This window comes from Phenylobacterium sp. LjRoot225 (assembly GCF_964252855.1).
Lineage (GTDB): Bacteria > Pseudomonadota > Alphaproteobacteria > Caulobacterales > Caulobacteraceae > Phenylobacterium.
This window is the reverse complement of record NZ_CAXUPL020000002.1, coordinates 354935-371703: the sequence shown is the minus strand read 5'-3', so window position 1 is coordinate 371703 and position 16769 is coordinate 354935. Positions and strand designations below refer to the sequence as shown.

The 16769-nt window shown below is 67.8% G+C and carries 16 protein-coding genes; 2 read left to right on the top strand and 14 right to left on the bottom strand.

Annotated elements, in window-relative coordinates; translation table 11 throughout:
- Positions 1 to 466 precede the first annotated feature (466 nt).
- Positions 467 to 2734, top strand: coding sequence for a TonB-dependent receptor (locus tag ACSQ2B_RS12015; RefSeq protein WP_436050095.1), 2268 nt, complete (start codon positions 467 to 469; stop codon positions 2732 to 2734).
- 38 nt (positions 2735 to 2772) lie between these two features.
- On the opposite strand, the gene ACSQ2B_RS12010 is transcribed toward ACSQ2B_RS12015, so the two are convergent.
- Positions 2773 to 4032, bottom strand: coding sequence for an MFS transporter (locus ACSQ2B_RS12010; RefSeq protein ID WP_436050093.1), 1260 nt, complete (start codon positions 4030 to 4032; stop codon positions 2773 to 2775).
- A gap of 259 nt (positions 4033 to 4291) precedes the next feature.
- On the opposite strand from ACSQ2B_RS12010, the gene ACSQ2B_RS12005 reads away from it, so the two are divergent.
- Complete coding sequence (locus ACSQ2B_RS12005; protein ID WP_436050091.1) at positions 4292 to 5233, top strand: IS481 family transposase; 942 nt, start codon at positions 4292 to 4294, stop codon at positions 5231 to 5233.
- Here the strand turns inward: ACSQ2B_RS12005 and ACSQ2B_RS12000 are convergent.
- The 13 genes from ACSQ2B_RS12000 to ACSQ2B_RS11940 all read right to left on the bottom strand — a co-directional run bounded on the left by ACSQ2B_RS12000 (position 5230) and on the right by ACSQ2B_RS11940 (position 16769).
- Positions 5230 to 5718, bottom strand: coding sequence for a hypothetical protein (locus ACSQ2B_RS12000; RefSeq protein ID WP_436050090.1), 489 nt, complete (start codon positions 5716 to 5718; stop codon positions 5230 to 5232). The two genes, ACSQ2B_RS12005 and ACSQ2B_RS12000, sit on opposite strands and share 4 nt — an antisense overlap.
- 20 nt (positions 5719 to 5738) lie before the next feature.
- The gene (locus ACSQ2B_RS11995; RefSeq protein WP_436050088.1) at positions 5739 to 7019 is read right to left on the bottom strand and encodes a lipase family protein; all 1281 of its coding nucleotides are present in this window, start codon (positions 7017 to 7019) and stop codon (positions 5739 to 5741) included.
- Positions 7020 to 7160: 141 nt separating this feature from the next.
- Entirely contained in the window at positions 7161 to 7688 is a 528-nt protein-coding gene (locus ACSQ2B_RS11990; protein ID WP_436051015.1) for a sigma-70 family RNA polymerase sigma factor, read from the bottom strand.
- Positions 7689 to 7997: 309 nt separating this feature from the next.
- Positions 7998 to 8465 (bottom strand): prepilin peptidase, encoded by a 468-nt coding sequence (locus tag ACSQ2B_RS11985; RefSeq protein ID WP_436050086.1) that lies wholly within the window; start codon positions 8463 to 8465, stop codon positions 7998 to 8000.
- Between the two features lie 4 nt (positions 8466 to 8469).
- The gene (locus tag ACSQ2B_RS11980) at positions 8470 to 9405 is read right to left on the bottom strand and encodes a type II secretion system F family protein (protein ID WP_436050085.1); all 936 of its coding nucleotides are present in this window, start codon (positions 9403 to 9405) and stop codon (positions 8470 to 8472) included.
- A gap of 11 nt (positions 9406 to 9416) precedes the next feature.
- Positions 9417 to 10370 (bottom strand): type II secretion system F family protein, encoded by a 954-nt coding sequence (locus ACSQ2B_RS11975; protein WP_436050084.1) that lies wholly within the window; start codon positions 10368 to 10370, stop codon positions 9417 to 9419.
- Positions 10371 to 10376: 6 nt separating this feature from the next.
- Positions 10377 to 11756: a CpaF family protein gene (locus tag ACSQ2B_RS11970; protein WP_436050082.1), complete on the bottom strand. Its 1380-nt coding sequence runs from the start codon at positions 11754 to 11756 to the stop codon at positions 10377 to 10379.
- On the bottom strand, positions 11753 to 12934 hold the full coding sequence (locus ACSQ2B_RS11965) for an AAA family ATPase (protein WP_436050080.1): 1182 nt from the start codon (positions 12932 to 12934) through the stop codon (positions 11753 to 11755). Before ACSQ2B_RS11965 ends, ACSQ2B_RS11970 begins: the two co-directional genes overlap by 4 nt.
- Positions 12931 to 13539 carry a TadE/TadG family type IV pilus assembly protein gene (locus tag ACSQ2B_RS11960; RefSeq protein ID WP_436050078.1) on the bottom strand — a complete coding sequence of 203 codons (609 nt, stop codon included), beginning with the start codon at positions 13537 to 13539 and terminating at the stop codon, positions 12931 to 12933. Before ACSQ2B_RS11960 ends, ACSQ2B_RS11965 begins: the two co-directional genes overlap by 4 nt.
- Positions 13539 to 14033 (bottom strand): TadE/TadG family type IV pilus assembly protein, encoded by a 495-nt coding sequence (locus ACSQ2B_RS11955; protein ID WP_436050076.1) that lies wholly within the window; start codon positions 14031 to 14033, stop codon positions 13539 to 13541. Before ACSQ2B_RS11955 ends, ACSQ2B_RS11960 begins: the two co-directional genes overlap by 1 nt.
- Before the next feature lie 4 nt (positions 14034 to 14037).
- Complete coding sequence (locus tag ACSQ2B_RS11950) at positions 14038 to 15264, bottom strand: pilus assembly protein TadG-related protein (protein WP_436050075.1); 1227 nt, start codon at positions 15262 to 15264, stop codon at positions 14038 to 14040.
- Between the two features lie 3 nt (positions 15265 to 15267).
- Positions 15268 to 16491 (bottom strand): pilus assembly protein TadG-related protein, encoded by a 1224-nt coding sequence (locus ACSQ2B_RS11945; RefSeq protein WP_436050073.1) that lies wholly within the window; start codon positions 16489 to 16491, stop codon positions 15268 to 15270.
- Positions 16492 to 16496: 5 nt separating this feature from the next.
- Entirely contained in the window at positions 16497 to 16769 is a 273-nt protein-coding gene (locus ACSQ2B_RS11940; protein ID WP_436050072.1) for a hypothetical protein, read from the bottom strand.

Here is a 16769-nt window from a genome sequence, read left to right as displayed (position 1 = left end):
CAGATCGCGTTACCAGCGAAAAGCGCCTCAAGGGTGTGGCCGATACGGCAACGCCCTTCGCAGAAGCCGGCAACAGTCACTCCGGGGCTCCAGGAATATGCTGCCTGCACGATTTGCAGACATTGGTTCGCTGATCGAACACATCTGGCTTGGGCGAGGTTTTCGGGCCCAGTCTGCCGGACGTATCGCTGCAAGACCGGACGGAGAAAACTCCGATCCGGTCGCGATCGTTGCTCAATATATACTTTATAAGATCGAGTTGATATTTTAAAACTCACTCGTGCTTCTGAATTGAACAGGTTGCAGATTTATAACGACTTGAACGTGGAAGCTATAAGGCCGCGGGGCGCGGCGCGATAATCACAGGTCGTCTTTAGCCAAACGCCAAAACGGCAAGCGGGGGTAGATGATGCGTGCGTTGCGTTCTGGGGGTGAGCCGGCTCGATCGGGCTCTTACCGTTTCAAGATGATGTTGCTGGCCGGCGCGGTCGCCGCGGCGGCGCCGGCGTTCGCCCAGGCGGAGGACGCCACGACGATCGACGAGGTGGTCGTGACGGCGCAGCGCCGCGCCCAGAACATCCTCGAGGTCCCGATCTCCATCACCAGCTATTCGCAGGCGGTGATGGACGCCCAGGGCATCCGCCAGATCGACGACATCGCCCGGCTGACGCCGTCGCTGCGGTTCGCCCGCACCTCGGGCGTTTCCGGCAACAACGGCGCCAACATCTCGATCCGCGGCATCGCCTCGGACGTGGGCGCCGCGACGACCGCCATCTATATCGACGACACGCCGGTCATGATCCGCAGCGTCGGCTACTTCAGCGGCAATCCCTATCCGAAGATCTTCGATCTTGAGCGGGTCGAGGTGTTGCGCGGACCGCAGGGCACGCTGTTCGGCGCGGGCGCCGAGGGCGGCGCGGTGCGGTTCCTCACCCCGCAGCCCAAGTTCGGCAAGCCGGAGGCCTATGTGCGGGCCGAACTGGCGACCACCAAGAACGGCTCCGAGAGCGGCGAGTTCGGCGCCGCGCTGGGCGGCGCGATCAACGACACAGTGGCCTTCCGGGCCAGCGCCTCCGTCCGGCGCGACGGCGGCTATGTCGACCTGATCGGCCCGTCGGGGACGAATTCGACGGTCCTCAACAAGGACATCAACTGGCAGAACACGAAGACCGCCCGCCTGGCCGTCACCTGGAAGCCGATCGAGGCCCTCAGCCTCACGCCCTCCGTCTATTATCAGGAGGTCCGGTCGGGCGGCCGCGACCAGCTCTGGGAAGGGTTCAGCGACCTGGGCTCGGCCGACTATGTCGCCGGACCGGCGCTTCCCGAGCCGGAGCGGGACCGGTTCACCCTCTCGGCGCTGAAGGCGCAGTACGATTTCGGCAACATCTCGCTGATCTCGAACACCTCCTACTTCGATCGCAGCAACGCCAAGGACCTCAACTATCTGACCTTCCAGACTTTCCTGCGCTCGGGCAGCGAATTCGGGACCTACAACAACAAGGACCCGAACAACTCGGCGACCCTGCTGAACACGGGCCAGAAGAACCTGATCCAGGAGGTGCGGCTGCAGTCCTATGCGCCGGGCCAGGCGCTGGAGTGGACGCTCGGCGCCTATTACTCGAACACCAAGCAGGACTTTCAGAACCTGACCGGCTCCAGCCTAAGGCCTGGCGTCCTGTCCCGAGGAGTCCAGCAGTACCTCGGACGCTACAACCTCTATGAAGGCGTCGCGGCGCGGGAGAAGCAGTACGCCGGCTTCGGCACCTTGGACTGGCACGTCAACGACAAGCTGAAGCTTACCGCCGGCGCCCGTTACACGGAGGTCAAGTTCGACTTCACCGATACGCGCGACGGCCCGGTGAACAGCGGCCGGCGGACGGTCTCCACGGCGCAGACCAGCGAAAGCTCCTTCACGCCGAAGGTCGGGCTGCAGTACGACCTGGACGATCACAAGATGGTCTACGCCTCGGCCAGCAAGGGCTTCCGCCCGGGCGGCGGCCAGCTGCCGGTCGATCCCACCTTCTGCGCGGCGGACCTGGCGACCCTCGGCATCAGCGCCAGCCCGCTCGGCTTCGAGTCCGACTCCCTCTGGAGCTACGAACTGGGCAGCAAGGGCGTGGTCGGCGGCGGCAAGCTGCAGTTCGACGTCAACGCCTATTACGTGAAGTGGAAGAACATCCAGCAGTCGATCCGGCTGCCGCGGTGCAGCTTCTCCTACGTCGACAACCTCGGCGAAGCGACCGGCAAGGGCGTCGACCTGCAGCTGGCCTTCACGCCGACCGCCGGCGTCACTCTCGGGCTCAACGTCGGCTACAACAACACGAGCTTCGACGAGGACATCCTGGGCGGCAACGGCCTGGTCCTGCGGGAAGAGGGCGACAAGATCGGGGGGCCGGCCTGGACGGGATCCGCCTACGTCGCGGCCGAGCGTCCCGTCACCGAAACCATGACGGCCTACGGCCGGGCGGACTACAGCTACCAGTCCAAGGGCTATTCGCCCAACCCGAACGCCTTCGGCTATGACCCCGGGCTTCCGGCCCTGGCCTCGAGCGGGGAGCTGTCGCTGCGGGCGGGCGTGCGGTTCGACAAGGTCGACCTCTCGGCCTTTGTGGACAATGCGCTCAACTCTCACGCGGCGCTCAGCCGGTCCAACGACGGCGTCGGCTCGCTGCTCTACTACCGCGAGACCTACCGCCCGCGGACGATCGGCGTCACCGCCCTCTATCGCTACTGATCGCTGCGCGGCGGACGGGAAGGTCCCGTCCGCCGCATTCAGCCGATCTCGCCGGCGATCGCCTGTTCGATCGTCTTCTCCTCGGCGAACGCATCCGGCGTGCCGGCTCGCGCCCGTCGGCCGCCGGTCATGGCGAACAGGATCGCCCCGACAATCGTGGCGCCTGCCGCGACCAGCAGGAAGGGCCGGTCGCCGCCCATGAACTGGTGTGTGAAACTGAGGATGAACGACCCCACGGCCGAGCCGAAGCCGATCATGGCGGTCACGCAGCTCAGCAGCAGGCTGAAGTTCTTCATGTCGAACCGGCGGGATATCAGGTAGGCGCCAATGTCGCTCTCGGCCCCCTGGGCGAGCCCGATCACCATCACCGCCAGCGACAGGATCGGGATGGCGGTGAGCGGCGAGGCGAAGACGAGATAGCCGAACGCCGGCAATCCCAGCGCCGCGATCGCCACCAGATGGGGCTGGATGCGATCGAGCGCGAGGCCGCTGAGGATGCGGCCGACCATGACGCCGATCGCATAGAGCGAGAGCATCCATGTGGCCGCGTCGCTCGCCACGCCTCTGTCCATCACGATCAGCTTGAGCTGCGATGAGGCGACCACCTGCGGGATGTTGACCAGCAACATGCCGGCCAGGATCAGGATCAGGGTGGGATGGCGCAGCAGCTGGCCGAGTTCTTTTCGGGTGAGGCGCAACTCGGTCTTCTGCGTGGGCTTGTCGCGCCTTGTTCGTCCCATCATCACGATGGCCACCAGGCCCCCGGCGGCGGTCACCAACGCCAGCGCGACATATCCGGCCCGCCAGCCCTCGGTTTCGATCAGTTGGCCGAGCATGGGCGCTGCGATCGCCCCCGCAAGCGGCGGCGCGGTCATGACGAGCGAGAGGGCTATGCCGCGCGCCTTGTCGAATTTTTCCGCGACGACCCGACAGAACACCATTGAGGTGGTCAGGATCGCGAAGACGTGCTGCAGCAGCCAGATTGCGAAGAACTGGACAATGTTTCCGCTCATCATCGCGAACGCCAGAAAACCCAGCGGAAGCGCGGTGAACCCGACCATGGCCGCCGTGCGGGTCCCGAAGCGATCGGTGAACCTGCCGGCGAAGGGCACAAGGAACAGGGTGGCGAGCGGCATGGAGCCGATCAGGGCGAATTGCGCCTTCGACCAGCCGAATTCAGCGATCAGCGCCGGCCCGAACAGGCCCAAGGTGTAGTGGCCAAGGGCTGAGCCGAGCCCGAGCCCGATGCTCGCCGCCAGCAGCGGTTGCCAGCTCAGCTTGAATTCGCTCAAGAACATTCCACGCGTCCTCCGGGCTCCTGTCACGGAGCCGCGCTTCCTCACCAAAGCCGGCTTGCTCGCCAGTCTTTGCAATAATGCAACGCAAACGGTGTCATTAAAGCGATGGGGTGGCAACGGCCGTTCGGGCGGCGTCGTCGATTTGGCGCTGGGAATACGGTGGGCGGACTAGTTGTCGAAGCTACGAAGGTTGTTCACCCGGGGAGGGGTCTGAACGAAGCTGGGGTTGCAACACTCCACTTCCACCGGAACTCCCCGGATGAACGTCCATAAGAATGCGCGGCTGACGCCGCGTGGTCGAGCCCTGATGGTGTCTCGGATCGTAGATGAAGGCTGGTCGGTGGCAGCTGCGGCGGAAGCGGCTGGGGTCTCGGTGCGGACGGCCCGCAAATGGGTGGGCCGGCGTCGTCGGGGGCCGAGCGAAGACTTCACCGATCGCAGCTCGGCGCCCCGACGATGTCCGCGCAGGACGTCGCAACCGCGGGTGATGCAGATCGAGCAGCTGCGCCGCCAGCGGATGACCGGGCCGGCGATCGCCCAGGCCCTGGGCATGGCGCGCTCGACGGTGGGCGTGATCCTTCGCCGGCTGGGGCTGGGCAAGCTGACGGCGCTGGAGCCCCGGCCCGAGGTGATCCGTTACGAGCGCTCGCGACCCGGCGAGATGATCCATCTCGACATCAAGAAGCTCGGCCGCTTCGACGTGGAAGGCCACCGCATCACCGGCGACCGCCGTAAAGGCGCATCCCGGGGAGCCGGCTGGGACTTCCTGCACGTCTGCGTCGATGACGCCTCGCGCCTGGCCTACACCGAGATCCTGCCTAGCGAGCGCAAGGAGGACACCACGGCCTTCCTCGAGCGCGCCCTGGCCTGGCTCGCCCGCCACGGCGTCACCGTCGAACGGGTGATGACCGACAACGGCTCGGCATATCGCTCCAAGCTCTTCGCCAAAGCCTTGCAGACCGCCGGCGCGCGTCACGTCCGAACCCGCCCCTACACGCCTAGGACCAACGGCAAGGCCGAACGCTTCATCCAGACCAGTCTGCGCGAGTGGGCCTACGCCAAGCCTTACGGCTCGTCGGCGGAGCGATCAAAGGCCGTCGGACCCTGGACCGACAGCTACAACCTCACCCGACCCCACTCCGGCATCAAAGGCTTCACCCCCTGGCAGAGGGTGAACAACCTTCTTGGTAACGACAACTAGCGAACCGCGCGCAGCGCAGGCGTCCCGTGGGCATGCGCCTCCGGCGGGCCGGCGGCGAGGTCTGGCGGCGCCGGCCTGCCGAAGGCCCTTCCCTTGCGGTCGAGGACAAGATCGCCGGCGCGCAGCGGCGCCAGGGTCGCCGCCGGCCAGGGAACGTCCGTGACGGCCATGTAGTCGCCGCTCAAGGTGCGGCGGACGAGCAGGTAGGCGGCGGGCCGGGCGGACTGATGCATGCGCACGGCGCTGCGCACCGTGTCCGGGTCGAGCCCCAGCTCGCCGCCGATGCAGGCCGCCCGCTGCAGGAGGGCGCGCATCGACAGGGGAGACCAGATCTCGGTGACGCAGGAGAGCGCGCGAGAGCGGAGCGAGTTCGCCTGAACGCCGCAGGACGATCCGTCCCAGATCACGAAATGGTCGAGCGGGGTCCGCGCCAGGGCGGCGTCCAGCGTCGCCTGGCTCACCGGCTCCAGTCGCCGGTGTCTCATCTCGAGGCCTTCGGCGTCATCTAGTCGTTCATCGGGATGGCCGGATCCGGCGACTGCAGGGGGCCGGGCGGCTTCAGACCGGCGCAGTCGCCGGCGGGGACCTGACCTGCGAGCAGCGCCTTGGCGAAGGGCAGGCTGTCGGCGAGGGCGACGTTCACCACGCCCGAATGGCCGACCCGCGGATAGTAGCGCCAGGTCACCGGCACGCCCGCGTGGCAGGCCGCCGAGACGAAGTTGTACTGGCCCTCAAGCCCCGCCATCCGGTCGGCCAGGCCGATGCCGGCGAAGATCGGCACGTGCAGGCGCGCGTCGGGCAGGTAGGCATGGGCCGGCTCGCGCGCCGCTATCGGCTCCAGGCTGCGGCGGAAGGCGGTGGCGGTCGAAAGCCCGGTCTCCTTCGCGACCGCAACCACGTCGCGGAAGCAGCGGGTGAGCGCGGCCTTCAGCGCGGGCTGCGCGGCCGGGGTCATCCAGTCGTCGGGCGACAGGGTCGGATCGAAGGAGCGGTCGAGCCCGAGGAAGTAGAGGATGTCGAACGCAGCCTGGGTGTAGGGCGGGTTCTCCCACGGCGGGATCGCCAGCTGCGCCGCCCCGGCCGGGTCGACCATCTGGATCACCAGGCCGGTGGCGACGACGCCGAGGACATGCACCTCGGCGGCGTATTCGGGGGCCAGGTAGGCCGCGCCGATGGCGGCCCCGGAGCCCTGGGAGTGGCCGACGATCACCACCCTGTTGCTGAGCCGTGCGGGGTCTGCGGCGAGGGCGGCTCGCACGGCGTCCAGCACCCCGCGCGCCTCGGCCCGGAAGTTCATGTAAGGGTGCGCCCCCGGCGTACCGAGGCCTTCGTAGTCGGTGGCGACCACGGCGAAGCCGGCCGAGAGCCAGCGGTTCAGATAGGCGACGTTGCGCGCCGACTCGCCGGCGAGCGAGGGGGCGCAGGGATCCGCCACGCCCACCGTCCCATGCGCCCAGGCCGCCACCGGCCAGCCGCCGGCCGGCGCCGGCCCGGGCGGCAGGTAGATGGTTCCCGATACGGCGATCGGCGCATCGGCGACGATGCTCCGCGAGCTGTAGAGGATCCGTCGCGCCTCGCCTGCGGAGGTCATGGCCGCGGCGGTGAGCGGTTCCTGCCGCAGCATGGCGCCTGGCTTGTCCGGCAGGCGCGCGGTCCAATGGTAGAAGTCCGGCGCGCCGCCGTCGCCGGACCATGGGCCGGACTGGGGATCGTCCGCCAGCGCGGGGCCGGCGACAAGCAGGAGAAGGAGGGCGGCGAGCGCGCGCAGGCAGGTTGGTCTGGACATCGAAAACATCCGGATCAGCCTAGCCGCGATGGCGTGTTCGCGGCGTTGCCGATGCCGGCGGGAGATCGTCCGGTTTCGGCAACACCCGCGGACCCGAGAGCTCAATTCGAGAGATCGCGCCGCCTTCGGAGGCGAAGCGTTTTACGAGGCCGCAAGGCCCGTTCGCGACGTCGCCTTCGCGCCCGCCATGACCCTTGCTCTTTGATAGGTGAGGTCTGTGTCCATGAGTTCGGCCAGCCGCTCACGGGCGCGGCTCACGCGGCTCTTGATGGTGCCGATCGAGCAGTCGCAGACGTGCGCGGCCTCGTCGTAGGTGAAGCCGGTGCTGGCCACGAGGAGCAGGGCTTCGCGGTTCTGCTCCGGGAGCTGGGCGAGCGCGCCGAGCATCTCGCCGAACCGCACGCGCCACTCCTGATCGGCCTCTTGCGCCAGTCGGCGCGCGAACAGGTCGTTGATATCGGCAACGATCTTCGGCTTGCCGGCAAGGCCCGCGAGGTAGGCGTTGCGCTGGATCCGGAACATCCAGGCCTTCAGATTCGATCCGGGGCGGAAGGTGTGCCGGAACTGCCACGCGCGCATCAGGGTCTCCTGGACGAGATCGTCGGCGTCGCAGGTTCCGCGCGTAAGGACCCAGGCGTAGGCGCGGAGCTTGGGCGTGAGCGCAAGCATGTCGTCGTTCAAATTCATCACCAGCCCCCAACTCGCAGTGTCGACGGTTCAACCGTCGCGTCCGATGGACGGCGGGTTGTGAGGCCCGCGTGACCTGAATCGGTAAGAGTGCAGGAGCGCTGGCAACCGAACAAAAGTTAAGCCTGGCTGCGGAATATTCGGAATGAAGGCGGCGCCTGGTGTGTTCCGGACCCGTTCGTGACCGAATACACTTATCGAGTGTAGCCTTCGACTTACAACCGAAGTCGAAATAGGATAGCAAGCTTAGTATCTTCGCGAGGATGTTGGGCTGGCGTCGTCGCGCAAGGTTCAGACGGCCAGGCCGTGCCCGGAGCTGGCGAGGCTCCAGACCAGGCCCGCGGCCGCAATGCTCAGTCCATAGGGCACCCGCTCGCGAACGGCGCTGGCGGCCGGGGTCCGTTGGATCACCCGCACGAACGTCAGGGTCGCAAGTCCCTGCACGCCGCTCGCCAGCCCGAGCGCGAGGGCGAAGGTGGAAAGGCCGCCGAGGGGGATCCAGACGGCGCAGGCCATCAACAGCTTCAGGTCGCCGCCGCCCAGCAGGCCGCGCAGCCAGAGCGCGCCGGCGATCAGGCTGATCACCGCCAGCGAGCCGCCGCGGCTCAGCGCCTCCCCGATGCTGTGCGGCGCCGCCAGGACCAGGCCGGCGATCGCCAGCAAGGCCGGCGCCAGGTTGGGGATCCGATAGTGGCGCACGTCGGACACCGCCGCGCACAGCAGGACGGCGTTGAACGCCAGTAAAGCGATGAGCGACATGATCTCAGCCGGCGCCGGCGCCGGAGGTCAGCAGTTGTCGCATGATGCGGATGATCAGCGGCGTAAAGATCACCGTCATCAGCGCGGGGAAGATGAAGAGGACCAGAGGGATGGATATTTTCACCGGCAGCTCCGAGGCGCGCCGCTCGGCGTCCAGGTAGCGCGCTTGCCGGGTCTGTTCGGCGAAGACGCGCATGGTCTGCGCGACGCTGGCCCCGAGCGCCTCGGACTGCACGAGCATGGTCACCAGGGCGTTGATCTCCTCCGAGCCCGCGCGGTCGCCGAGGCGGGTGAGGGCGTCGCCCCGGCTGGAGCCCGCCTGGATCTCGGCGAGCGCGATCCCCAGCTGTTCGGAGATCACCGGGTGAAGCTCGCGAAACTCGCTCTCCACCCGCTGCATGGCCGAGCTCAGCGTGCCGCCGGCCTCCAGGCAGACGACCATCAGGTCGACCGCATCCGGAAGGCCGATCATCATCGCACGGCGGCGTTTGGCGATGCGCTGCCGCAGCAGGAAGTTGGGCAGGTAGAGGCCAATACAGGTTCCTAGCATGGTCACCAGCAGTCCAGTCAGCGGACCCGGCGGCCGGAGCAGGAGGACGGCGGCCATCGCCAGAATGCCGAGGCCCAGCGCTGTCACGACGCGGATGGCGAAGAAGGCCTCCACCGCGTGGTCGGCGTAGAAGCCGCCCTGGAGGAGCTTGGCGCGCAGGGAGGCCCTTTGGACGCCCTCGAGGCTGCCCCGGCCCGCGACCGCGCCGACGCGCTTCAGCGTCTCGGTCAGGCGTATCCGCCGAGCGTTGCGATGCACCGGCGCGCCGAGCCGGCCGTGACGCGCCAGACGCAGGTTGGCGGAGGAGTCGCTCAGTACGATCATCGCGAGCGCGACGCCCATGACGAGAAGCGACAGGGCGGTGATGCTGATCACGAACAGCAGGTCCACGGGCGGCCTCCTCAGATCTTAAGGTTGACCATGCGCCAGATCATGGTGGCGCCGATCGTCAGGGTGATGGGGGCGAAGGACATCATCGGCCAGAACAATGGATCGGCGACGACGTCGCTGAAGAAGGTCGGCCGAAGCAGAAGCAGGGCGGCGGCCACGAAGACCGGAAGGCTGGTGACGACCCAGAAGCTCATCCGCCCCTCCGCCGAGATGGCGTGGACCTTGCGGCGCAGGTGGTCCTTGGCGCGGATCGCGTCGGCGAGCTTGAGGAAGACCTCCGCCAGGTTGCCGCCGCTCTCGCGCGTGACCTCCATCGAGGCCACGAACATGCGCAGCTCGGCCACCGGGAAGCGCTGGAGCATGTTCGCCAGGGCTTCGTCCCGGTCGAGCCCGTAGGTCATCTCCTCCATCACCAGCCGGAATTCCGTGCCGAGCGGCGCCGACATGCGCTGGCCGACGGCGGACATGGCGGTGGTCACGGGATGGCCGGCCTGCAGGCTGCGGGCGATCAGGTCCACCGCCTGGGGCAGTTGGTCGAGGAAACGCTTGCGCCGTCGGCTCGCCATGCTCGTGAGCACCAGATAGGGCGTGCCCGTGGCCATGGCCGTCGCCGCCGCAAAGGCGATCAGCCGCGGCGCTCCGGCCATCGATAATAGCAGGAGGACGACGACGAAGAGCGCCGTCGCGCCGATCACCAGCTGCAGCGCGCTGAACCGGGCGTCGGCCCGCGCCAGCGCCGCCCGGAGACGGGGGAAGCGCGCGGTGAGGCTTGCCGAGATCCGCTCTTTTCCCTGCGCCTCATCCTCGACCTGCGCCATGGCGCGCGCCCTGCTTTTAGCCAGGCGTTGGCTGATGACTCGCTCTTCACCCAGGCTGCTGCGCAGCAGGCGTCCGATCCCCTCCACCGCGAGCACGACGGCGATGAAGGCTGCGGCGTAGAGCAGATACTCCAGGAAGGTGCTCATGGCGGCTCACCCTGCGGTTTCGACGAGGGCCGTGGGGACGGCGATGCGCTGGGCCTTGAAGCTCTCGAAGAAGCGGGGCCGGATGCCGGTCCAGGCGAAACGCCCCTGAACCCGGCCGTCCGCCTCGATCCCGGTCTGATCGAAGCGGAAGATCTCCTGCATGGTGATGACGTCGCCCTCCATGCCCTCGATCTCCTGCAGGCTGACCACCCGGCGCGAACCGTCGGAAAAGCGGCGCAGCTGAACGACCACATTGATGGCGCTGGCGATCTGCGCGCGCATGGAGCGCGGGGACACGTCGATGCCGGACATGCCGATCATCTGCTCGATGCGGGAAAGGGCGTCGCGCGGCGTGTTGGCGTGGACAGTGGTCAGAGAGCCGTCATGGCCGGTGTTCATCGCCTGCAGCATGTCGAAGGCCTCGCCGGCGCGGACTTCGCCGAGGACGATCCGGTCGGGGCGCATCCGCAGGGCGTTCCTGACGAGGTCGCGCTGGGTGATCTCGCCGCGGCCTTCGACGTTCTGCGGCCGGGTCTCCATCCGCACGACGTGGCGCTGCTGCAGCTGCAGCTCGGCGGCGTCCTCGATGGTGACGATCCGCTCGGCGTCGCTGATGCCGTGCGACATGGCGTTCAAGAGGGTGGTCTTGCCGGTCCCGGTGCCGCCGGAGATCAGGATGTTGAGCCTGGCCTGCACCAGGCCCTTCAGCAGATCGCCCACCGGCGCCGTGATGGTGCCATTGGTCACCAGGCGTTCCAGGTTGAAGGGCACGCGCGCAAAGCGCCGGATCGACAGGATGGCGCCGTCGACGGCGACCGGCGGCACCACGGCGTTGACCCGCGAGCCGTCAGGCAGGCGGGCGTCCACCATCGGCTGGGATTCATCCACCCGCCGCCCGACGCGGTCGACGATCCGCTCGATCACCCGCATCAGGTGCTGTTCGTCGGCGAACTTGATGGGGGTGAGCTCGAGCTTGCCGAAGCGGTCGACGTAGACCTCGCGGGCGGTGTTCACCAGGATGTCGGAGACGTCCGGGTCACGCAGCAGAGGCTCGAGCGGCCCATAGCCGAGCAGTTCGTGCAGCATGTCCTCGTTCAACCGGCTGATCTCAGCGCCGTTCAGCGGCCGGGCGTCCTCCTTCAGGAGGGCGGCGACCCGTTCGGCCACCTCGGCCTTCACCTCCTCCACCGGGCGGCGATCGAGGCCGACGAGGTTCATGGCCTCGATGAGCCGCCGGTGCATGTCGGTCTTGAGCTGCAGATAGGCGTCGTCGGCGGGCGAATTCTGCGCCAACGGCGGCGTGTTGTGGAAGCTCCGCTCCTCGACGGGTTCGGCGGTGAGGGTGTGGCGCGGTTTCACGATCGCGTCGGTAAACGAAAGTCTCATGCTGCCGCTCCTGTGAGCTCGAGCTGACGTTGCTCGGCGTGGGTGAGGTTGAGTTCGATCTTGGTGGCCAGCGCGCGCAGTTCGCGGGTCAGGCGGGCGTTCGGAAAGGCGTCGGCGAGCAGCACGCCACGGTCGAAGGCGCGCGTGGCGGTCGCGTCGAGGCTAAGCGCTGCATCAACGGTGCGGTTCAGCGACTTGCCGATGCGGGAGGGCTTCTCGAACGCTTCGACCATGCCGGCCAGCTTGTTGAGCACGAACAGGGTAGGCGTCTCGACATTCGCCTCGCCCATCGCGTCGAGGACGCGTTTGGCGCCGATCGCGCCCTGCACCGTGGGCGGGGCGAGCAGGATCAGCAGGCATGACTGCCGCAGGATCGGCAGCGTCCAATCCGTCCAGACGCAGGGGAGGTCGACAAAGGTGTAGTCGTGCAGTTGGGCGGATTGGGCGAGGATCTGAGAGGCGAAGGCCGGGGTCAGAGCGTCCAGCGGAACCAGTTTCGGCGGGGCGGCGAGCAACCGCAGGCCGGAGCTGTGCTCCACCATGGCGCTGTGCAGCAGGCGTCCGTCGAACCTCTGCTCGGCGCGAAGGACGTCGACCAGGGTGCTGCGCGGCTCGAGGTTGAGCGCCAGGTCCGCGTCGCCGAACTGCAGGTCGAGGTCCAGGAGGGCGGTCGACTTTCTCGACTGCGGCGACTTGCGCTGGGGCCGCCCCATCAGGGCCGCCAGGTTCAGCGCCACCGTCGTCGCGCCCACCCCGCCGCAGCCGCGAACCACGGTGATGATCCGTCCGCGGGCGCCTGAATTGTCGCTGGTTTGGAGGATCTCGCCCAGCGCGGCCTGAAGGGCGCCCGCGGTGAACGGCGTGGTGAGCACGTCGGCGGCGCCCGCACGGAAGAGCCGACGGACATCCTCAGGGCCGGCGTTGCGCGCAGCGGCGATGATCTTGCGCTCCGTGGTGGCTGCGACGAGCCGCGTGAAGGCGTCGGTCGAGGCCGCCGAACTCAGGTCGACCTCCACCAGCAGGACGTCGCAGGCCACGGCCTTGCCGTTCAGCATCTGCGGCTCAGCGCTGGGCGCCTCGTCGATCTGGATCGCGGGCAGGCTGCTGGAGGCGCGGTCCAGCATGAGGCGGAGTTCCTCGCCTGCGCCGGCGAGCAGAATCTTGCGAGCCTGTTTCATATGCCGGGTCCTTCTTTCTGGTCTTCTGCGACGAACGTGCTTGCGAAGCCGGGCATGGTGAGCGGGCCTAAGCCGAGCAGGGCGTCCAGGGTGATGAAGTTGTAGGTGAGGCCGGTGGTGCGGACGGTGATCAGCGGAACCGCGCGTCCACGTCCGACGAAGCCCATGGTGGATCCGCGCAGCTGCACGTTGACGTTCGCGGCCGTGATGAAGGGGGCGTAGGCCTGCATCTGGGCGAGCAGGTCGGCCATGACCGTGCTGCTGCACGAGCCGCCGCCGGATCCGCTGCAGGTCTGGCTCCAGGCCGTGGCTCCGGCCACCTGCGAGCAGGCGGTTCCCGGCGTGTCGCCGGAGTTGACGAAGCAGTCCGGCACCGGAGCGGTATAGAGTTCATTCGTCAGCGCGGCCGTTCCACGCACGCCGTGCCGGGTCGAGAGCCAGCGCGCGCCCACCGCGGTCGCCTTCTCGGCGGCGTGGTATTGCCAGAAGGCGTTGCCGAACTCGACCAGGCCGAAGGTCAGGATCAGCACGAGCGGGAAGATGATCGTCGTTTCCACCAGGGTGGCGCCGCGCTCATCCCGCAGCATTCGCCGAAGACTGCGCATCACGACACCTTCAGCTGTTCGTGAGAGACGGTGAGCGTGAGCGGGCCGACGCCAAGGACGCTCAGCAATCCGAGGTCTGCATAGGGCGCCGTCGCCGTCACGGTGATCCTCGGCAGGTCCGCGCCGTTGACGCGCGGATTGGCGAGGCAGGGCGGATCAGGCACCGAGACAGTCGCGGTGTTGGTCCAGCCGTTGAAGAGCGGCGTTCCGGTCGAGGTCACCCCATAGACCGCGAGGTTGCGGGCCTGGGCGACGTAGGTTCCCCAGTTGGGGTCGGCGATCCCTGTGCAGGGCGGGTTCGCCGGCACCCGCGACAGGTAGCGCGCCGCGTCGCGGACGCCCTTCTCCATGATGTGGTACTGCCGCAGCACCTGGCCGAACTCGGCGAGGCCGCACATGAGGCTGATCAGCAGCGGCGCGAGAATGGTGAACTCGACCAGCGCTGCGCCGCTGTGATCTCGTCTGAACTGTCGAAGGTTTGCGATCAGGTTCATGGCGTCACCGGTAAAGCTGGACTTCTTCGTGGAGAGCGGTGGGGTCGGTCTTGGACGTGACCAGCCCGATCGGCTCGACGTAGACACGCTTTGTGCTGGCCCCTGTCGCAGGGCCGAGCAGGAAGGCCTTGATGTAGCCCGCAGGCGTGCCGGGCGCCGTCGTGGGGCAGTTGTTCATGATGGCCAGGTAGATCAGGCGCCGCTCCGCCGGCGTCGTCTTGCCGGCAGGGCCCGGCGCGGGGATCTTCCCGGCGGCGCGCTCGGACTTGTAGACGTCATAGCGGGTCAGCGTGGTGGTGGTGGTGGTGCATCCCGCCGGCTTTGCGAAACCGTCCGACGCATGTTTGGCGGTCCAGTAGGCGGCGCAGTCCCAGCCGGTTCCACCGCTGAGGTCGCTCGAAAAAGGTATGAAGTCGACGATGTCCAAGTCGGAGGGCCTGGTGGTGGTCGAGCCGATTCCGAGTCGCGTGTTGACCCCGTCCACCGCCTTGCTCGTCTTGTTGCCGGGCGCGGGGTCGGCGTTGTCGGTGACGCAGAACGGCGCCGTGACGCCGGCCAGCGTGGCCTCGACATCGTTGGCGCTGTTGCAGCCCGGGCAGATAAATCCCTTGTTGGCGCCGCCATTGAACCAGGCGTCGAACGCCACGCCCGGCGCCCAAGGGATGTTGTCGCAGGTCATCATGACGGGGTAGGGCGCGCAGAGCGCCCTGCGGAAACCCGCCGTCGCGGTGCGCTGGATCAGGGCCGTGTTGTCCGAGCTCACGGCGCCGAGCAGGGTGTTCTGGTGGGTGAGCTGCTGGGTGGTGACCTGCACGTACCGGGAGTCCGGATCGCTCGTCGTCACAAAGCCGCTCGTCGACGTGCTGTCGCTGGCCGGTAGGCCGTTTAGGCAGACCGGACTGCCGGCGGCGATGGTGACATTGGCCTTCCCGCCCTGTGCGAAGCGCTGCTGGTTGGCCACCGCCGTGGCCTCGGCCTTCGCCCGGGCGCAAGCTCCGGCCTGTCCATCGAGTTGCGACGCGGCCGCCAGCGCGGCGGCGTCGGCGGCCGCCTGGGCTTCGGAATGGGTGATCATCGCGCGGGACCCGTCCAGCGCCAGCCCGATCATGCCCAGGAGCACGGTCGCGGTCAGGGTCACGTAGACCATGACGTTGCCGTCTTCGTTGCGCCGGAATCGCCGCGCACGGCTGGCGAAGCTTCTCAACGGCTGCAGGTGATTACGCAGGTCCATGGTTCACCTGTAAAGCTGGACTTCTTCGTGGATGACGGAGGGGTCGGTCTTGGACGTGACCAGCCCGATCGGCTCGACGTACACGTGCTTGGCGCTGTCCCCTGTCGCAGGGCCGAGCAGGAAGGCCTTGATGTAGCCGGCGGGCGCGCCCGGCGCGGTGGTGGGGCAGTTGTTGATGATGGCCAGGTAGATCAGGCGTCGCTCTTCCGCCGTCGTCTTGCCGGCAGGGCCCGGCGCGGGGATCTTCCCGGCGGCGCGCTCGGACTTGTAGACGTCATAGCGGGTCAGCGTGGTGGCGGTGCTGGTGCATCCCGCCGGCTTTGCGAAACCGTCCGACGCATGGTTGGCGGTCCAATAGGCGTCGCAGTTCCAGCCGGTTCCGGCGCTGAGATCATTCGAATACGGAATGAAGTCGACGATATCCAAGTCAGAGGGCCTGGCGGTGGTCGAGGCGATTCCGAGCCGGGTGTTGATCCCGTCCGGCGCCTTGCCGGTCTTGTTGCCGGGCGCGGGGTCGGTCGAGTCGGTGACGCAGAACGGCGGCGTCGAGGCCGCCAGAGTGGCCTCGACATCGTTGGCGCTGTTGCAGCCCAGGCAGACAAATCCCTTGTTGGGGCCGCCATTGCCCCAGGCGTCGAACGCCACGCCCGGCGTCCACGTGTCCGTGCTGCAGATCGTCATGACCGGCGCCGGGGCGCAGAGCGATCTACGGAAGCCGGCGGTGGCGGTGCGTTGGATCAGGGCCGTGTTGTCCGAGCTCACGGCGCCGAGCAGGGTGTTCTGGTGGGTGAGTTGCTGGGTCGTGACCTGCACGTACCGGGAGTCCGGGTCGCTGGTGGTCACAAAGCCGCTCGTCGCCGTGCTGTCGCTGGCCGGCAGGCCGTTCAGGCAGACCGGACTGCCGGCGGCGATGGTGACATTGGCCTTCCCGCCCTGCGCGAAGCGCTGCTGGTTGGCCACCACTCCGGCCTCGGCCTTCGCCCGGGCGCAGGCCCCCGTCTGTCCGTCGAGCTGGGAGGCGCCTGCGAGCGCCGCGGCGTCGGCCGCCGCCTGGGCTTCGGAGTGGGTGATCATCGCGCGGGACCCGTCCAGCGCCAGCCCGATCATCCCCAGGAGCACGGTCCCGGTCAGGGTGACGTAGATCATCACGTTGCCGCGCTCGTCGGCGCGCAACTTCTGGATGCGGGCCGCGGTGGCGAGCAGTTTGGAGAAAATCGCGGCCCGCATGACGTTCACTTGCCGCCGGAAGACGAGCTGTAGCTCGTGACGTTGGACGTGTTCTGGGTTTCCGGCTTGTAGACTTGGCCCTTGTCGTAGCGGCCGATCGCGGCCGCCCCGTGCACGCCGGAGCCTGAGGGCGGCTCGCTCGAGATCGGCGTCGGGATGATCTGGGTGTCCATCGAGGCCACGGCCCGGCCGAAGGTCGGCGAGAGCGGGGCGTCGAGGTTCTGGGCGCACCCGCAAAGGCCGACGGCGCAGACAGACATGAGGATCAGGGTTCGCAT

Bases quoted from the DNA above. Each gene is read 5' to 3' on its own strand.
- ACSQ2B_RS12010 (WP_436050093.1), bottom strand. From the start codon at position 4,032: ATGTTCTTGAGCGAATTCAAGCTGAGCTGGCAACCGCTGCTGGCGGCG.
- ACSQ2B_RS12015 (WP_436050095.1), top strand. From the start codon at position 467: ATGATGTTGCTGGCCGGCGCGGTCGCCGCGGCGGCGCCGGCGTTCGCC.
- ACSQ2B_RS11965 (WP_436050080.1), bottom strand. From the start codon at position 12,934: ATGAAACAGGCTCGCAAGATTCTGCTCGCCGGCGCAGGCGAGGAACTC.
- ACSQ2B_RS11985 (WP_436050086.1), bottom strand. From the start codon at position 8,465: ATGTCGCTCATCGCTTTACTGGCGTTCAACGCCGTCCTGCTGTGCGCG.
- ACSQ2B_RS11960 (WP_436050078.1), bottom strand. From the start codon at position 13,539: ATGCGCAGTCTTCGGCGAATGCTGCGGGATGAGCGCGGCGCCACCCTG.
- ACSQ2B_RS11950 (WP_436050075.1), bottom strand. From the start codon at position 15,264: ATGGACCTGCGTAATCACCTGCAGCCGTTGAGAAGCTTCGCCAGCCGT.
- ACSQ2B_RS12005 (WP_436050091.1), top strand. From the start codon at position 4,292: ATGAACGTCCATAAGAATGCGCGGCTGACGCCGCGTGGTCGAGCCCTG.
- ACSQ2B_RS11955 (WP_436050076.1), bottom strand. From the start codon at position 14,033: ATGAACCTGATCGCAAACCTTCGACAGTTCAGACGAGATCACAGCGGC.
- ACSQ2B_RS11990 (WP_436051015.1), bottom strand. From the start codon at position 7,688: ATGCTTGCGCTCACGCCCAAGCTCCGCGCCTACGCCTGGGTCCTTACG.
- ACSQ2B_RS11970 (WP_436050082.1), bottom strand. From the start codon at position 11,756: ATGAGACTTTCGTTTACCGACGCGATCGTGAAACCGCGCCACACCCTC.
- ACSQ2B_RS11975 (WP_436050084.1), bottom strand. From the start codon at position 10,370: ATGAGCACCTTCCTGGAGTATCTGCTCTACGCCGCAGCCTTCATCGCC.
- ACSQ2B_RS11945 (WP_436050073.1), bottom strand. From the start codon at position 16,491: ATGCGGGCCGCGATTTTCTCCAAACTGCTCGCCACCGCGGCCCGCATC.
- ACSQ2B_RS11940 (WP_436050072.1), bottom strand. From the start codon at position 16,769: ATGCGAACCCTGATCCTCATGTCTGTCTGCGCCGTCGGCCTTTGCGGG.
- ACSQ2B_RS11995 (WP_436050088.1), bottom strand. From the start codon at position 7,019: ATGTCCAGACCAACCTGCCTGCGCGCGCTCGCCGCCCTCCTTCTCCTG.
- ACSQ2B_RS12000 (WP_436050090.1), bottom strand. From the start codon at position 5,718: ATGAGACACCGGCGACTGGAGCCGGTGAGCCAGGCGACGCTGGACGCC.